The following is a 16,889-nucleotide window of genomic DNA, read 5'->3' on the forward strand; positions in this document are numbered from 1 at the left end:
ACGCTAGCGGTTGCAGGGCTGCACATCCCAGGCGATGAACAGCTCTGCACCCGCCTCAGTTTCAAAAACATAGTAAGGGTCAGCAGAATCCCAGAACGAGGCACCCCTATCGGTGAATAGCTGTTGATTGTCACACGTGATCGGATTGCCTCTGAGATTAACTTTCAGTGATCGAGTAACCCGATCGAAGGCACCTGACATTGACTCGACCCTGTTGCCGTAGAGGTTGATGTCATAGATCAACGGCAACGTATCAAGGACGCCCGCGCCCTGTGGTAACAGGTCATCGATGAGATTATCGCTGAGGTCTATTGTCCGTAATGACGATATCCCCCTGAGCGGGGCCATACTCTTGATCCCATTCCCAGGCAAAATCAGGTGCTGCAGGTTACCCAGCCCGTTCAGCGGCGAAAGATCCAAATGTGAATTGCTGTTGTTGTTGGCATCACGACTGCCGTTCCAGCTTAAATCTAGTAAAGTCAGGGCATCTGCATCACGCAATGAGGAAATGTTGCGAACATTATTTTGGGGTAGCCGCACTTCTTGCAGTTGATCCAGATGTCGCAGAAATGACACATCGCTAATTGCGCCACGCCAAATATACAACTTCTGCAGCCGGCTCATTTCCGCCAGAAAAGTGAAGTCCGCATAACTCTCATCGTAAGTAGAAAATGCCTCGATATTACAGGGGCTCACTACATAACCATCCGGCAGAACACACCTTTCCTCTGGATAACTATCCTCACCAAACAGTGCTGACGGGTAAGCGAAAGATAGGGTCAGGTCCTCCAGCTGTTTAAGTCCCCGTAGAGCGTCAACCTGACTTCGTTTGTCAGTGTCGATCGTCAACGACAAGGTTTTCAGTCGTAACAGGTCTTCAAGGGTGACTAGCTCGGTCACTGGATTATCGCTCAGTCTCAGTTCCTGCAGGTTGGTAAGCGCCGCCAGAGCTGATATGTCCTGAATTTTGTTTCCGTACAGCACCAAGCTTTTCAGGGAAGGCATTTGCGCCAAGGGGCCAATATCAGCAATGCCAGAGGTGATATAACGTAGCCTTTCCAGCTTTGACATAGCCGGACTATTGGCCAAATGGCGCAGCATTTCATCCGCGGAGATACTGCTCCAGTTTCTAGATAAATCGAGTACCCTAAGTTGATTCATACCGTCAAAAAAAGCGGGGTCATCTACGTTTGAATCGGTCAGCACGAGCTCCCGCAATTGCACTAATGCACTCAAATATTCAACGTCGTTCCAAACACTTCTATTCAGGTTTAAGCGCTTCAATCTGCTTAACTCTGCGATGGGCCGTGCACTGTCGATTCGCACATAGGGTAACTCGAGCACCGTGAGCTGCTTCAGGTGTCGTATGAATTCAACCGGGATCGCTGCGTCTTCGTTGTTGAAGGTGTGCCCCAGATCACCATACAACTTAAGAGTTCGCAGTCCTGTGAGCATCTCGAGCGCGGAAAAGTCGATACCACAATCTTGCATTGACGACTTACACCAAAGCTCAGCTTGCAAGGTACGCAGCGAAGAAAACTTGTCCAGACCAGCAAAAGACGAAATGCGCCAGTTGTAGGGCAGGCTGGGAGGCTCTTGGACTACTGATGGGTCTTCGGCACAAACCAGCTCAGTTAATTGCTCAGCGTAAGTAATGCCCTGACTCGCGAAATTCAGACAGGCTCGCAACTCATCATCGTCAACACCTTGTAAAGCCCTGTCAATCTGCGTCCAGTTGGCTGGAGCCCTGGCAAAGAGCGGTGTCAGGAAAAATACCTCATCATCCGCATCTAATAACGACATGAGCGCCGGGTTCGAACCGAAGCCCGAGGTAGTCAGGCGACATGATCCACGCTTGCCGCCACACAAGCCTCTCTCCCGCTTCTGCCAGCCCTTGAAGTAATATCCTTCATTGGGCACAGCAAGAAAGTCTTCATCAAACGACGTGCTGTTCACCGTTACTTTGCAATGCTCACTAGGCTCGCACCGAAAGTTTCCTGCCTCGGTTTGCACGTAGCCGCCAACGGGAACATCGATTGAAATCTTGCACCCGGTCAACACGAGAAACAGCAGAGATGTTATTGCGTTCTGGATTCTCAAACCCACCCCCTAAACTACACTTTTTGCGAGCCCGCATTAAACCCTAGCGATAATTAGAATTCAAAAAAATAAAAAGCGGGCACTCAATTCGCTGGGACATGCATACCACTGCGAATTACGTGGAGGCGATAGTAAGAGCACTGCGCGTAAGCCTGTAGCGGCCAACCCTGCTGTCAGCTAGAGGGGTATTGGTTGCTTTGTTCATTTTGGGGCAGCAATGCGCTGCCCAGCTTAGCTAAATCAAGCGTTCTGGTCGCGCTGGTAACTCCCCACCAGCCGGTTGATCCCCAGCACATGGGGCTCCACTTTGGCCAGGAAGTCCCACAATTCCAGCCCCTCGGGCAGATTCAGTTCGCTGTCCAGGGCCACCACCCAGAAGTAGTACAGGTGGGTGCCGTGGCCGGGCGGCGGCATGGGGCCGCCGTAGCCGGTGTTACCGAAGTCGTTTTTGCCGGCGGTGTAGTCGCTGCAACCCTCCGGCAATTCGGTGACGGTGGCGGGCAGGTTGTAGAGCACCCAATGCACAAAGCCGTAGGTGCCGCGTGGGCTGATGAGGGGCGCGTCGGGGTCGTGACAGAATACCGCCAGGGATTGCGTGCCATCGGGAATGTTATTGAAGCGCAGTGCCGGGGATACATCCTCCCCCTCGCCGGTGTGTTTGGCGGGAATGGCGCCGCCGGCGCTGAAGGCGGAGCTGATAATGCTGATATCGGAAAGCGCGAAGCCCATGGGGTTACCTCTAGTGGCTGATGAACACGGCCCACAAGACTAGCAAAGGAAGGCGCCCCGCGGCCATGCCGCGGGGCGTGTTGGCTGGCTCAGGAGCCGGCGACCACCGGCGGTGGCAGGGCGGGCTCTTTTACCTCGCTCCAGTCGGGGCGGCTGAGCCCTTCGGCGTAGCGGTACAGCACCCACACCAGCCCGCAGAGCAGGAACATGGCGCCGAACAGCACCGGGCCGCTCCACAGTTCCAGCACGATGCCCCCCGCCAGCGGCGCCAGCGACCAGCCCAGCGAGTAGAAGGACGAGGCGCCAAAGTAGCTGCCGCGCAGGTGATCCGGCGCCATCTGGTCGATCTGCACACTCATGGTGGGGAACAGTATGGCCTCTGCCACGCTCACCACGAAGGTGGCGCCCAGCCAGCCGTAGATGAACGTCACCGGGTTGAGCGCCACCCACAACTGCCCCGCCGCCAGAATCACCAGGCCGATGACAATGCGCTGGTTGGTCGGCATGCCGGACATCAGCGACAGCAGCGGAAACTGCAACACAATCACGGTGACCGCATTCACCAGGATCAGGCTGGAAATCAGCGCCACGAGGTTGGGCGCCTCGGCCCGGGTCAAGTATTGCACCAGGGACGAATCCATCTGCGCATAGATGAACAGCGCCAGCACGTTGGCGAGGATAACCACCAGGAACATGTGATCGCGGCGCAGCACTGCCAGGGTGCCACGGAAGGAGGCCGTGCGATCACGCCGCTGCCGCGCCTGCCGCCCGCTGGCGGTGTGGGCAAAGGCCCACACAAAGGCCAGGTTCAGGGCCAGGTAGCTCAGAGCGGTGAGCCCAAAGGTGGACTGCTGGGCAGACAGCCCTGCCCAAACACCCACTATCGGCCCCATGGCGGCTCCCGCATTAATCAGGAAGTAACGCAGTTGCAGCGCCAGTTCCCGCTGGCGGCGCTCCTTCAGCAGGTCGCCGATCAACGCGCTGGAGGGCGGCTCCCAGATGGCCCGGCCAATGGAACACAGGGTCATGGCGGCCACAAAGGCCGGCAGACTTTCGGCAAAGGCCAGCACCGCAAAAGCCAGGGTATTGATGGCTGTGCCCGCCAGCAGAATGCTGCGCCGCCCGTGCCGATCCGACAGCGCCCCCACGTAGAAGCCGAGCACCGCCGCCCCCACCGCCGAGGCGCTGAGGATCAAACCGATCTGGGCGGCGCCCAGGTTGAATTTTTCATACAGCAGGATCGCCAGGAAGGGCCACACCATGAAGTAGGTGCCGCGCCCGAAGAAGCTGCCCACCAGAATGATCCACACCAATGGCGGAAATGCCCGCAATTGCCGCCACGCTTGCCATTTCATTGTTGTTCCCTCCCATTCGAATGGCTGTTTTGTTGTGCGTTGTTGTAAGTGATTGTTCGTTGAACCAGGTTGTCGTTAACTGCCGATCGCCATCGCGTTTTTCGCAAATCCAGACGCCAAAAAAGCAGAAAACCCGGAAGGACGGCCTTCCGGGTTTTCTGAAGAGAAAAGGAGGAAGGCGTTACACCTTCCTCTGCTGTGAGCTCGGGTCAGGTGTTCAGTGGCGCTTTAAAGCCCACGGGGCGCATCTTCTGCACCGGTACGCTGAACGCACTTCGACACAGATAAGCCGCCACGGACAGCGAGTGCTGCCAGCGACAAATGCTTTGTTTGTGTTGGGTGCGGTTCATGGAACGACCTGATCAATCGATATTCAGACAGGCTAGCTTAGCCGTATTCCACAGCGGCGCAATGACAAGCAGCGCCAACTATTCCCATTCCACAGGATGTCGCGCAGGCGCGTCTGCGCCATTGGGCAAGCGAGGCGCAGACGTAGCGCCGGCAAACCGCTCGTCTCTTTACCCTTCCCTGCGCTCTTCCCTGCGCCCTTCCCTGTGCCTTCCCCTATTGACAACAATCAAATATAGGATACATTTATTATTGTTTTACATTAATTTATTGCGAGAGACACGTCCTATGGTGCACCCGAACAGAATTCGCACGGTCAGCCAGTTCATGCGGCACTTGTGCCTGCTGCTGCTGATTGCGCTGCCTTTTTACCTGGCTCATCACTGGTTGCTGCCGGTGGCGGCATGGATCGACGGCATGCCCTTTGACGCCGGCCGCACGCCGCTCTCCGACTGGCCACCGGCACCGGCAAAATCCATCGCCGGTATATTGCTGACGTTTCTTCCCGGCAGTTGCGTGGCGCTGGCCCTGTGGCGCCTGCGCCAGCTGTTCACGCTTTATGCCCAGGGCATCTACTTCGCCGACGACAACGTGGCGCTGTACACCCGCCTGTCCAACTACGCCCTGGCCTTTGTGCTGCTGGTGATGCTGGCCAAATCCGCCATCAGCGTATTGCTGTCTTACGACGGCCCGGCCCCGCACATTTCGGTGAGCTTTACCCATGCCCATCTATTCGCCCTGTTCGGCGCGCTGGTGCTGAAGGTCATCACCTGGGTGATGGCGGCCGCAGCCAGCCTCGAACGCGAAAACCAGTCGTTTGTCTAGGAGGGCGCCATGCCGATCATCGTGCGCCTTGATGTGCAGCTGTCGCTGAAAAAAATGAAATCCAAGGAATTGGCCCGGCGGATAGGCATCAGTGAGCAGAATCTGTCGCTGTTGAAGTCCGGCAAGGTCAAAGGTGTCAGGTTTGAAACGCTGGAGAAAATCTGCGCCGAGCTCGACTGCCAACCCGGAGACATTCTGGAATACAGCAGTTCTTCACCTACTGACAATGAGGACTAAGCCTATGAACAAACGCATCACAGCCCTGCTTTTTACAGGGATCTGTACGGGTCTCGGCACCCTGGCACTCAACAGCCAGGCCGGCGACCCGGCAGGCATGAGCCAGTGCCTTGCCCTGGCCCCGCCCGGGGAGACCTTCTCGGTGTCCCTGCAAATGGACGTTGATACCCAGTCCAGCCCGCTGACTAAAACCGGCGGATTCAGTGTCAGCAACGGCGCGGATGCAGCCGCGGCTGATGCCACCCAGGCAGCCTTCCAGCCGATGATTGATTGCCTGGCGGCGCTGTTCGAATAATCTGCAAAAAAAAGCCCGGCCTGATCGGTATCAGGCCGGGCTTTGCATCACTTGCCGGTCAGCGATGTGATGCCGGTGCCTGGCGCACCAATCAGCCCAGGTTCGCGTTCACGAATTCCCAGTTCACCAGCGCCCAGAAGGCGTCCATGTACTTGGGACGGGCGTTGCGGTAGTCGATGTAGTAAGCGTGCTCCCACACGTCGACGGTCAGCAGGGGCTTGTCGCTGCCGGTCAGCGGGGTTTCGGCATTGCTGGTGTTGACGATGGCCACGGAACCATCGGCTTTTTCTACCAGCCAGGTCCAGCCGGAACCGAAGTTACCCACGGCGCTGGCGGTGAACTCTTCCTTGAACTTGTCGAAGGAGCCGAAGGCGGCGTTGATTTTGTCGGCCACGGCACCGGTGGCAGCGCCGCCGCCATTGGGGCTCAGGCAGTTCCAGTAGAAGGTGTGATTCCACACCTGGGCCGCGTTGTTGAACACGCCACCGCTGGATTTCTTGACGATGGTCTCCAGGTCGGCGTCGGCCAGGTCGGTACCTTCAATCAGCGGGCCGAGTTTGTCGACGTAGGTGGCGTGGTGTTTGCCGTAGTGGAACTCCAGGGTCTCCTGGGAGATGTGGGGCTCCAGTGCATTCATTGCGTAGGGCAGCTCGGGAAGTGTAATAGCCATGGAAAGTGACTCCTGTAGTTGTCGTTCGCAGAACCCGGAAAGGGCGCAGTCAGCGGGTGCGTACTATACGGAAAGTTGGTGACAATTGGCACTTGCCGGGGGCGGCGGCGGTTCGCTTACCCGCCCTGCCCCGGCCAAATGCGCCCGCCTGCACCCTGTACGCACTACGGTGGTGCAGACTGCCGGCAGGACAAACCCGGCGACGGCGCTTGGCTTGCACTTGCTCTTGCATAAGCACGGAGGATGCCAATCTTGCGGCGCGGTTTCAAATGCGCGCCAGCCATCAGAACCCCAGCAAGCTTGCATCCAGGGCAAGGGCCAGCTCGCCACTGGCGATTAGGCCGCTGGCCGCGGCGATATCGGGCGCGAAGTAGCGGTCCTTGTCGTAAAAGGGCACGGCGTTGCGCAGCAGGCGGTGGGCGCCCTCCACTGGCTCGCTGGCATGCAGCGGGCGGCGAAAGTCCAGGCCCTGGGCCGCCGCCAGCCACTCCACCGCCAGTATGCCGGCCACGTTCTCGAAGATATCCGCCAGGCGCCGCCCGGCAAAGGTGGCCATGGACACGTGGTCTTCCTGGTTGGCGGAGGTCGGCAGCGAATCGATGGACGCCGGGTGGGCCAGGGTTTTGTTCTCGCTGGCCAGGGCCGCGGCGGTCACCTGGGCAATCATAAAGCCGGAGTTCACCCCGCCGTTTTCCACCAGAAAGGGCGGCAGGCCGCTCAGGGAGGTGTCGATCAGCAGCGCCATGCGGCGCTCGGACAGGGCGCCAATCTCGGCCAGGGCAATGGCCAGCATGTCGGCCGCCATGGCCACCGGCTCGGCGTGGAAGTTGCCGCCGGAAAGAATATCGCCGCTGTCGCTGAACACCAGGGGGTTGTCGGATACGCCGTTGGCCTCGGCCAGCAGGGTGTCTGAGGCAAAGCGGATCTGCGCCAGGCAGGCGCCCATCACCTGGGGCTGGCAGCGCAGGGAGTACGGGTCCTGCACTTTTTCGCAGTCCTCGTGGGAGCGGCCAATCTCGCTCTCCTCCCGCAGCAGGGCGCGGTAGCAGGCGGCCATGTCCTGCTGGGCTACGTGGCCGCGAATGGCGTGAATGCGCGCGTCGAAGGGGGTGCGCGAGCCGCGGGCTGCCTCCACCGCCATGGCGCCAATCACGGTGGCGCTCTTCAGGGCCACTTCGGCGGCAAACAGCCCTTGCAGGGCAAAGGCGGTACTGGCCTGGGTGCCATTCAGCAGGGCCAGGCCCTCCTTGGGCGCCAGTTGCACCGGCTGCAGCCCGGCAAGGTCCAGGGCTTTCGCCGCACTGATGCGCTCGCCCCGGTGCAGGGCCTCGCCCTCCCCCAGCAGCACGGCGCTCATGTGGGCCAAAGGCGCCAGATCGCCGGAGGCCCCCACCGAGCCTTTGCGGGGCACCGCCGGGTAAACCTCGGCGTTCAGCAGGGCAATGAGGTTCTCAATCACCGACCGGCGGATGCCGGAATAGCCCCGGGCCAGGGAGTTGATTTTCAGCACCATCATCAGGCGCACGGTGCTCTCGTCCATGAAGCTGCCAATGCCGGCCGCGTGGGACAGGACGATGCTGCGCTGCAGTTGCTCGAGTTCATCAGGCGGGATGCGGGTGTTGGCCAACAGGCCAAAGCCGGTGTTGATGCCGTACACCACCCGCCCCTCTTCCAGCACCCTGGCCACGGTGGCAGCGGCGGCGTCGATGGCCCCGTGGCAGCTGCTGTCCAGGTGCAGGGTGTGGGGCGCGCGGTTGACCCGGCGCAGGGTGGCAAGATCGAGCGTGCCCGGGGTGATGGTCAGGGTTTGCCGGGTCATGCGGCACCTCCGTTGTGCTGGCCGGCGCGGCTGATCATCGGCAAATCCAGCTGGTTGCGGCGGGCGCAGTCCAGGGCGATGTCGTAGCCGGCATCGGCGTGGCGCATAACGCCGGTGGCCGGGTCGTTGTGCAGCACCCGGGCCAGGCGCCGGTCTGCGGCCTCGCTGCCGTCGCAGACAATCACCACCCCGGCGTGCTGGCTGAAGCCCATGCCTACCCCGCCGCCGTGGTGCAGGCTGACCCAGGTGGCGCCGCCGGCGGTGTTCAGCAGGGCATTGAGCAGAGGCCAGTCGGACACGGCGTCGGAGCCGTCGCGCATGGCCTCGGTTTCGCGGTTGGGCGAGGCCACCGAGCCGGAATCCAGGTGGTCGCGGCCAATCACTATGGGCGCCTTCAGTTCGCCGCTGCGCACCATGGCGTTGAAGGCCAGGCCCAGGCGGGCGCGATCCTGTAGCCCCACCCAGCAGATGCGCGCCGGCAGGCCCTGGAAGTGGATGCGCTGCCGGGCCATGTCCAGCCAGTTGTGCAGTTGCGGGTTGTCGGGAATCAGCTCCTTGACCCTGGCGTCGGTGCGGTAGATGTCCTCGGGGTCACCGCTCAGGGCCACCCAGCGGAAGGGGCCAATGCCCTCGCAGAACAGGGGGCGGATATAGGCCGGCACAAAGCCGGGGAAGTCGAAGGCGTTCTCCACCCCTTCCTCCAGCGCCATTTGGCGGATGTTGTTGCCATAATCCAGGGTGGCGGCGCCGGCGGCCTGCAAATCCAGCATGGCCTGCACCTGCACCGCCATCGACTGTTTGGCCGCCGCCACCACGCCTGCCGGGTCGCTGAGGCGCCGCTCGGCGCCCTCACTCATCGCCCAGCCCGCCGGCAGATAGCCGTTCAGGGGGTCGTGGGCGCTGGTCTGGTCGGTGACAACGTCCGGGGTGATGCCGCGTTTGACCAGCTCCGGGAACACCTCGGCGGCATTGCCCAGCAGGCCCACGGAGATGGCCTCGCCCTGCTCGCGGGCGCTGTCGATCATCGCCAGGGCCTCATCCAGGCTGGCGGCCTTTTTATCGACGTAGCCGGTGCGCAGGCGGAAGTCGATGCGGCTCTCGTCCACCTCCACCGCCAGCATGCAAAAGCCGGCCATGGTCGCCGCCAGCGGCTGGGCGCCGCCCATGCCGCCGAGCCCTCCGGTGAGAATCCAGCGGCCGCTGGCCTGCCCGTCAAAATGCTGGCGCGCCACCGCGGCGAAGGTCTCGTAGGTGCCCTGCACAATGCCCTGGGAGCCAATGTAGATCCACGAACCGGCCGTCATCTGGCCGTACATCATCAGGCCCTGGCGGTCGAGCGCGTTGAAGTGCTCCCAGTTGGCCCAGTGGGGCACCAGGTTGGAGTTGGCCAGCAGCACCCGTGGCGCATCGGCGTGGGTGGGGAACACGCCCACCGGCTTGCCGCTCTGGATCAGCAGGGTTTCGTCGTCGCCCAGGCGCTTGAGCACCTCGACGATGGCATCAAAGCTCTCCCAGTCCCGGGCCGCACGGCCGATGCCACCGTACACCACAAGGCTGGCGGGGTGCTCCGCCACCGCCGGGTCCAGGTTGTTCATCAGCATGCGCAGGGGGGCCTCGGTGAGCCAGCTGCGGGCGGTGAGCGCCGTCCCCGTGGGGGCCTTGATGTGTCGCGTGGGGTCGTTGCGGGTCATGGGGTACCTCGTTGTCAGGCGTCGATATGGGAACCCAGGCGGTAGCGATCCCCGGGGTGCAAAAGCTCCGCCAGGGACACCACACCGCGGTGGGAGAAGGTGCGCCGGGTGATTTTCAGGCAGGGCTGGTCGCCGGGCATGGCCAGGGCATCGGCAACGCTCGGTGCCGGCAGCACCGCTTCCACGGTCTGGTCGGCCTCGGCCAGGGGCGCCACCGCAGAGAGATAGGCGCTGGGCGTGGTTTGGCTGAAGTCCTGCTGCAGATAGTCCGGAGCCAGGCTGGCGGTAACGTGGCGGCTCTCCCACTGCAGCGGCAGCGCGTTCTCCAGGTGCACCAGCACGCTGTGGTAAAGCAGCTCCCCCGCCGCCAGGCCCATGTGCGCCGCCAGCTCGGCTGGGGCCGGCAGTGCGTTCAGCACCAGCACCCGGCAGCTGTGCACATGGCCACGCTGGCGAATTTCCTCGGCGATATTGCGAATCTGGCTGATGGAACTCAGCGGCCGCAGGTCGGCAACAAAGCTGCCCAAACCCTGGGTGCGCTGCAGCAGGCCCTCGTCCGCCAGTTCCAGCAGGGCGCGGCGGGCCGTCATGCGGCTCACCCCGAACTCCGCCACCAGTTGGTTTTCCGAGGGCACGCGGTCGCCGGGGCGCAATTCGGCCTGCTCAATGCGCCGGCGCACGGCGTCTTTGATGCGAATGTACTGGGGAATGGCCATGGGCGAACACCGGGTGCGGGGCGCTGCGGGCAAACCACTGCACAAGCACAGCGCCGGGAACAGCCCACAGTCTAGCTTGTCTATGGTTGTATATACAAACTAAAATACACAGACCCCACCACAGGAGTACCCCATGGCCCAGCGCTGCGACTGGCTGATCAGCAACCTCCGCCTGGCCACCCTCACCGAAGGGGGCACGCCCTATGGCGAGGTGGCCCAGGGTGCACTGGCTTTGTGCGGCGAGCGTATTCTCTACGCCGGGCCGCAAAGCGACCTGCCGGATCTGGCCGCGGCGCAGCATCTGGATGGCGGCGGGCGTTGGGCCACCCCCGGGCTGGTGGACTGCCACACCCACCTGGTATTTGGCGGCAGCCGTGCCGGCGAGTTCGAGCAGCGCCTGCTGGGAGCTAGCTACGAGGACATCGCCCGCGCCGGCGGCGGCATTCTCAGCACCGTGCAGGCCACCCGCGCGGCCAGCGAAGAGGCATTGTTTGAAAGTGCCCGCAGCCGCCTGCAGCGGCTGGTGCACGAAGGGGTGACCACGGTGGAGATCAAATCAGGCTATGGCCTGACCCTCGCCGACGAACTGAAAATGCTGCGCGTGGCCCGCCGCCTGGGCGAAGCCCTGCCGGTAACGGTGCGCACCACCTTCCTCGGCGCCCACGCCCTGCCGCCGGAGTTCGCCCAGGCGGATGACTACATCGACACCCTGTGCCAGCAATGGCTGCCGGCGGTGGCCGAGGCGGGGCTGGCGGATGCGGTGGACGTCTTCTGCGAGGGGGTCGGCTTTACCCCGGGCCAGTGCGAACGGGTGTTCCAGGCGGCCAGCGCGCTGGGCCTGCCCATCAAGGCCCACGCAGAGCAGCTGAGCGATTTGAAGGGCGCGCGCCTGGCCGCCCGCTACCGCGCCCTGTCGGCCGACCATCTGGAATACCTGGCCGCCGACGATGTGGCGGCCCTGGCCGAAGCCGGCACGGTGGCGGTGATCCTGCCCGGCGCCTTCTATTACCTGCGCGAGCAGCAGTTGCCGCCCTTGGACGCCCTGCGCCAGGCCGGTGTGCCCCTGGCGGTGGCCACCGACCTGAACCCCGGCACCTCGCCCATGGCCTCGCTGCTCACCGCGATGAACCAGGCCTGCGTGCTGTTTCGCCTGAGTCCCGAAGAGGCCCTGCGCGGCGCCACCCACAACGCTGCCCGGGCCCTGGGCCTTGCGGATCGCGGGCAACTGGTGGCCGGCCAGCGGGCCGACATCCTGCTGTGGGACATCGACACCCCCGCGGCCCTCAGCTACGCCCTGAACTGCCACCGGCCAACCGCCCGTTTTGTCGGCGGTGACTATTATGACGCTGAGTAACGCCAGCCCCTGGCAGGGGCGGGTGGATGCCGAGGACGGCGACCTGGGCCTGCGCTGGCATCAGGTCATCCAGCGCGGCGCTGGCAGCGGGCCGGGCGCCGCCCTGTTGGGCTTTGCCTCCGACATCGGTGTGCGCCGCAACAAGGGCCGCCCCGGTGCCGCCGCAGGCCCCCGGGCCCTGCGCGGCGCCCTGGCCAACATGGCCTGGCACCACTCAACGGGGCTGCTGGATGCGGGGGATATCGAGGCCGGCGACGATCTGGCCGCCAGCCAGGCGAGCTATGCGGCGCAGCTTGCCGAGCTGCTGGCCCAGGGGCATTTTGTGCTCGGGCTTGGCGGCGGCCACGAAATTGGCTGGGCCAGCTATCTGGGCTGCCGGGATTTTCTGACCCGCCGCCATGCGGGGCAGCGGCTGGGCATCATCAACTTTGATGCCCATTTCGACCTGCGCCTGCCGGCGCCCCACGCCAGTTCCGGCACGCCCTTCTACCAGGTTGCCAGGGACTGCGAGGCCCGCGGCCTGCCCTTTGACTACTGCTGCATCGGCGCCGCCCCCACCGCCAACACTGCCGCCCTGTTCCAGCGCGCCGCGGCCCTGGGCGCCGTTCACCTGCAAGATACCGACTGCCACAACGACGCCGCCCGGGCTCTGCTGAGTGCGTTTATCACCCCGCTGGATGCCCTTTACGTCACCGTCTGCCTGGATGTATTCCCCCCGGCCAGTGCGCCGGGGGTCAGCGCGCCCGCCGCGCCGGGAGTCGACCCGGCGTGGGTGCTGCGGCAGATTGCACTGATCGGCGAGCTCTGCCGCGACTGCGCTGTGCACTGGCTGATGGCGGACGTGGCGGAGCTCTGCCCGCCGCTGGATATCGACGCCCGCACCGCCCGCCTCGGTGCCCGTGTGCTGGACACCCTGCTGGCAGCGCGCCGCCTAGGCCCGAGCGGCTAAGCGCTCCAGCAGGTTATCCAGCGCGCTCACCATGCGCTGCAGGTCGGGCGCCTCCGACAGGCGGTGGTCGCCGTTCTTGATTAGCTGCAGTTCCACATCGGGGCTGCGAATGCGCTCGGCCAGTTCCAGGGTCAGCTGCCAGGGCACCGAATCGTCCCGCTGGCCCTGCAGCATGACCACCGGCATATCCAGGGCAATGCCCTCACTGCCGGTGCCGCCGCTGGCCTCGCCGCAAAGAAAATGCTGCCGCGCCTCGTCAATCAACTGCCGGCTGATGGGCCAGGGAGCCTCGTCGTACTCTGAAGGCAGCAGGCACACACCCTCGCAATCCAGCTGCTGGCGCTGGGCCGCTGTCAGCCGGTCCCGGTACAGGCGGTCGGTAAAGTCCGGCGCCGGGGCAATCAGCAGCAAGGCGCAAACCCGCTCGGGCCGGGCCAGCGCCATCAACAGCGACAGCCAGCCGCCCATGGACGAGCCCACCAGCACCTGCGGCCCCCGGGTGACCGCATCCAGCACAGCCAGCGCGTCCGCCAGCCAGGCGCCGATGGTGCCCTCGGCAAATTCACCGCTCGAAGCACCGTGGCCGCTATAGTCAAAACGGGTAAAGGGCCGCCCGGTACGCGCGCTCCACGCCGCCAGGGCCTCGGCCTTGCTGCCCAGCATGTCCGAGTGAAACCCGGGGCAAAAAAGCACCCCCGGGCCGCTGCCCTGGCGGTGGCGGCAGGCAAGCCTGCGGCCGTCGGGGCCGGGGATATCAAAATGTTGCTCGTCGATCATTCACTCACCCTGTGTGGATACCGCGCGCCGTGACATACCATGCCGTGACACACTAGCCGTGGCCCACCAGCTGCTGTACCCAAAGCCGTGGCACACAAAGCTTGAGGCGGCCTGCATCCTTGGTTAGTCTTTCGCTTCTGCCCCGATTCGAGTTCAAGGATCCCCCCGAATGCGATGGCCCTCCGGCACGGGCGTCCTGTTGGCGCTCGCTTGCTGCCATTTCGCCCACGCGGACGAAAAAACCACCAGCCGCCCCGCTGAATACGCGGCGGAAGTGGGCGTGGGCCTGGAGTATGACAGCAATGTCGCGGTGGACGAACTCGATGCCAGCAGTAACCAGAGTGACTACGCCGCCACCCTGGATGCCGAGGTGTCGATGAAAAAGGCCCTGTCGGACAAAACCGACCTGGGCCTGTCCTACGACTTCAACCAGAACCTCTACCGGGATTTCGACAACGTCAACCGCCAGACCCATATCCTCGGAGCCAACCTCTCCCACGATGTGGGGGGCGCGGATATTGGCCTCACGGGGTTTTATATCAACTCCCGCCTGGATGGCAGCAGCTTCCTGCGCCTGAGCCGGCTCTCCCCCACGGTGTCAGGCTTTCTCGGCAAGAAGTGGTTTGGCCGCGCGGCCTATGTGTACGCCGATAAAACCCTGGCCCAGAGCCCGGAGCGGGACGCCAGCACCCAGGCCGCCGAAGCGGATCTCTACTTCTTCCGCCGGGGCCTGCGCAGTTACTTCAACTTGGGTTACCGCTTTCGCGACGAAGATGCCGAGGGGGACCCTTTCGACTACCAGTCCAACGCCCTCAAGCTGCGCTACATCCACCGCTTTGACCTGTTGCAGCGCTCCATCAAGCTGGAGCTGGCCTGGCGCTACGAAATGCGCGACTACCAGTCGGACACGCCCAGCATCGGCGCAGAGCGGGAAGACCGGCGCCAGCGGCTGCAGCTGGACCTGGAAGTACCGGTGATGACCCGCGCGGCGCTGCAGTTCTACGCCGGCTACGGTGATTTTGAATCCAACTTCGCCCCGGCCGATTACAACCAGAACATCATCGGCAGCCGCTTTATCTACCGCTGGTAACCAGCGCCAGCGGCTGCAGCAGGCCGTAGCCGTACACTTCATCGCGCCCCGGCGCACCGAGATCCTGCACACTGCGGTACAGGCTCTCCAGCACGTTGGTGCCGGGTTGCAAAAAGCGCAGCCGAGCCGCCGCGGTGGTCGCGAAGGGCACGGCAAAGGAAGTGCCCGAAGACGTGGCGTAACCGCCCCCGGCCCGGGCGTGCAGCATGCCCACCCCGGGGGCGGCAATGTCGAGATAATCCCCGCGGTTGGCCAGGCGGAAGGCCCGGCCGGCGGTATCCACCGCCGTGACCGCAACCACCGAGGGGTAGGCGGCGGGGTACTTGGGCTTGGCTACCGGGCCGCCGTTGCCCGCCGCCGCCAGAATCAGCACCCCGCGTTCAGAGGCCCGGTCTAGTGCGGTTTCCAGCAGGCGGTTGGGCGGCCCCGCCAGGCTTACGTTGACCACGTCCACGCCGGCGGTCACCAGCCAGTCCAGGGCCCGCACCAGGCTGACCGTGGAGGCCACCTCGCCGCGCTCGCCATCCTGCTCGAAGACGCCGGCGGCAAACAGTTTGGCGTGGGGTGCCAGCCCCTGGTAATCGTCGCTGTTGGCGGCAATGATCGAGGCGATAGCGGTGCCGTGGAAGGCCGGGGTCCGGGCGTTCTGGCGCACGAAGGACTGTGACTGAATGCTGGAGTGCACCAGCGCCGGGTGGCTGGTGTCCACCTGGCTGTCGATCATGCCGATGCGCAGGCCGAGTTCGTCGACATCCGCCGGGAACGGCACCGCAGTGCGCGGGGCAATACCCTCAATGCTGTGCTCAATGGGCGAGCCGGCCGTATAGAAGTGGTTCAAATCCACATCGGCGCGCTCGGAGCCCACCACATCCACCACCCCCTGGCGCACCTCGGAAATCTCGAAGGTGGACGGCGCGGCGACCTCCGCCAGGCGCAACCCCATGCCGGGCAACTCGGTGACGTTGTCGAACAGGTAGCCCTTCTCCGCCAGTTCGTCGAAGGCCTCGGGTTCCGCCATGACCAGCCACTGGGCGGTCTGGATGCGGTCCTCGTTCACTTCCAGTTTGTTCTCGATCTCGTCCAGGATCTCGTCGATCTCGCTTTCCAGGCGATCCTCGATGGTGGTGGCCACGGCGGCTTCGACGTTGCTCTCAACGCTGGTTTCCACCGATTCCTCGACCTGGCTCTCCACCTGGCTTTCCACCGCGACTTCGACAGTGCTCTCGACGGTGTTCTCTACGGTGTTTTCGATCGTGTCCTCGATCCCGGCTTCCACGCCCGCTTCAACACCGTCTTCCACCGAGTCCTCGACGGCCACCTCGACACTGCTTTCCACACTGTCTTCCACCGCCGATTCCACCACCTGCTCGACGTTGTCCTCAACGGCACTCTCCACACCGGATTCGATGGATTCCTCCACCCCGGTTTCGATGGACTCCTCTACGCTGGCCTGTACGTCGTCCTCGATATTGGCTTCGATTTCCTGCTCGATATTGCCTTCGATGGTTTCTTCTACCGTGCCTTCGACCTGGTTGGCGACCTCTTCCTCGACCTCTTCCTCGATATCGCCTTCAACGTCTTCTTCGGTTTCCTCCTCGACCTGGTCGGTCACCTCTTCTTCCACCTGATCGGTAACTTCCTCTTCGATCTCGTCATCCCCGATAAAGCAGCAGGGGGTATTGGCGCCCACCGGAGCCGGCCCCGCCAGCACGAGCGCCCCAACCATCAGGGATAGCGCGCCGGTGTGCCGCAGGCGCAGCAGTGCGCGCTTCAGCAAAGAGGCTCGAATAAGCGTCTGGAAACAAGGTGAGTCAGGCATAGGGGGACCTGCTGCGCGTAGAAAAGGAAGGACCTGTACGAAAGACGTCTCAGCACAAGATATATTCCGGTAGATGGAATAGAATCCCCGCCCAACACGTCAAGGTCATAACAGG

The 16,889-nt window shown here is 63.3% G+C and carries 15 protein-coding genes; 6 read left to right on the forward strand and 9 right to left on the reverse strand.

Annotated features, from left to right (window positions below; translation table 11 throughout):
- Window positions 1-3: 3 nt before the first annotated feature.
- The 3 genes from DDZ17_RS08580 to DDZ17_RS08590 all read right to left on the reverse strand — a co-directional run bounded on the left by DDZ17_RS08580 (window position 4) and on the right by DDZ17_RS08590 (window position 4,184).
- Window positions 4-2,100 (reverse strand): leucine-rich repeat domain-containing protein, encoded by a 2,097-nt coding sequence (locus DDZ17_RS08580; protein ID WP_157976546.1) that lies wholly within the window; start codon window positions 2,098-2,100, stop codon window positions 4-6.
- A gap of 240 nt (window positions 2,101-2,340) precedes the next feature.
- Complete coding sequence (locus DDZ17_RS08585) at window positions 2,341-2,829, reverse strand: YbhB/YbcL family Raf kinase inhibitor-like protein (protein ID WP_116365793.1); 489 nt, start codon at window positions 2,827-2,829, stop codon at window positions 2,341-2,343.
- A gap of 89 nt (window positions 2,830-2,918) precedes the next feature.
- The gene (locus DDZ17_RS08590; RefSeq protein WP_116365795.1) at window positions 2,919-4,184 is read right to left on the reverse strand and encodes an MDR family MFS transporter; all 1,266 of its coding nucleotides are present in this window, start codon (window positions 4,182-4,184) and stop codon (window positions 2,919-2,921) included.
- 636 nt (window positions 4,185-4,820) lie between these two features.
- On the opposite strand from DDZ17_RS08590, the gene DDZ17_RS22380 reads away from it, so the two are divergent.
- Genes DDZ17_RS22380 through DDZ17_RS08605 form a run of 3 tightly spaced genes read left to right on the forward strand, consistent with a single transcriptional unit; the run spans window position 4,821 to window position 5,889 of the window.
- Window positions 4,821-5,357, forward strand: a complete 537-nt coding sequence (locus tag DDZ17_RS22380; RefSeq protein ID WP_157976547.1) for a DUF2975 domain-containing protein — start codon at window positions 4,821-4,823, stop codon at window positions 5,355-5,357.
- A gap of 9 nt (window positions 5,358-5,366) precedes the next feature.
- Window positions 5,367-5,594, forward strand: coding sequence for a helix-turn-helix domain-containing protein (locus tag DDZ17_RS08600; protein WP_116365799.1), 228 nt, complete (start codon window positions 5,367-5,369; stop codon window positions 5,592-5,594).
- A gap of 4 nt (window positions 5,595-5,598) precedes the next feature.
- Entirely contained in the window at window positions 5,599-5,889 is a 291-nt protein-coding gene (locus tag DDZ17_RS08605; RefSeq protein ID WP_116365801.1) for a hypothetical protein, read from the forward strand.
- Between the two features lie 91 nt (window positions 5,890-5,980).
- Here the strand turns inward: DDZ17_RS08605 and DDZ17_RS08610 are convergent, their stop codons facing one another.
- The 4 genes from DDZ17_RS08610 to hutC form a co-directional block, all read right to left on the reverse strand.
- A complete protein-coding gene (locus DDZ17_RS08610; RefSeq protein ID WP_116365803.1) occupies window positions 5,981-6,559 on the reverse strand; it encodes a superoxide dismutase in 579 nt (192 codons plus the stop codon).
- Between the two features lie 283 nt (window positions 6,560-6,842).
- Window positions 6,843-8,378, reverse strand: a complete 1,536-nt coding sequence (gene hutH, locus DDZ17_RS08615; RefSeq protein WP_116365805.1) for a histidine ammonia-lyase — start codon at window positions 8,376-8,378, stop codon at window positions 6,843-6,845.
- On the reverse strand, window positions 8,375-10,069 hold the full coding sequence (gene hutU / locus DDZ17_RS08620) for a urocanate hydratase (protein WP_116365807.1): 1,695 nt from the start codon (window positions 10,067-10,069) through the stop codon (window positions 8,375-8,377). Before hutU ends, hutH begins: the two co-directional genes overlap by 4 nt.
- A 14-nt stretch (window positions 10,070-10,083) precedes the next feature.
- Entirely contained in the window at window positions 10,084-10,785 is a 702-nt protein-coding gene (gene hutC, locus DDZ17_RS08625; protein ID WP_116365809.1) for a histidine utilization repressor, read from the reverse strand.
- Window positions 10,786-10,918: 133 nt separating this feature from the next.
- Here hutC and hutI point away from each other — a divergent pair, with 133 nt between their 5' ends.
- On the forward strand, window positions 10,919-12,139 hold the full coding sequence (hutI, locus tag DDZ17_RS08630) for an imidazolonepropionase (RefSeq protein ID WP_116365811.1): 1,221 nt from the start codon (window positions 10,919-10,921) through the stop codon (window positions 12,137-12,139).
- On the forward strand, window positions 12,126-13,088 hold the full coding sequence (gene hutG / locus DDZ17_RS08635) for a formimidoylglutamase (protein WP_116365813.1): 963 nt from the start codon (window positions 12,126-12,128) through the stop codon (window positions 13,086-13,088). The genes hutI and hutG overlap by 14 nt, the downstream gene beginning before the upstream one ends.
- On the opposite strand, the gene DDZ17_RS08640 is transcribed toward hutG, so the two are convergent.
- Entirely contained in the window at window positions 13,071-13,865 is a 795-nt protein-coding gene (locus DDZ17_RS08640) for an alpha/beta hydrolase (protein WP_116365815.1), read from the reverse strand. The two genes, hutG and DDZ17_RS08640, sit on opposite strands and share 18 nt — an antisense overlap.
- 169 nt (window positions 13,866-14,034) lie before the next feature.
- On the opposite strand from DDZ17_RS08640, the gene DDZ17_RS08645 reads away from it, so the two are divergent.
- Window positions 14,035-14,955 carry a surface lipoprotein assembly modifier gene (locus DDZ17_RS08645; protein ID WP_116365817.1) on the forward strand — a complete coding sequence of 307 codons (921 nt, stop codon included), beginning with the start codon at window positions 14,035-14,037 and terminating at the stop codon, window positions 14,953-14,955.
- On the opposite strand, the gene DDZ17_RS08650 is transcribed toward DDZ17_RS08645, so the two are convergent.
- Window positions 14,939-16,732: a S8 family serine peptidase gene (locus DDZ17_RS08650; RefSeq protein WP_241505830.1), complete on the reverse strand. Its 1,794-nt coding sequence runs from the start codon at window positions 16,730-16,732 to the stop codon at window positions 14,939-14,941. The genes DDZ17_RS08645 and DDZ17_RS08650 overlap by 17 nt on opposite strands.
- Window positions 16,733-16,889: the final 157 nt, after the last annotated feature.

The sequence above is a fragment of the Parahaliea mediterranea genome (assembly GCF_003402235.1).
Classification (GTDB): Bacteria; Pseudomonadota; Gammaproteobacteria; order Pseudomonadales; family Halieaceae; genus Parahaliea; species Parahaliea mediterranea.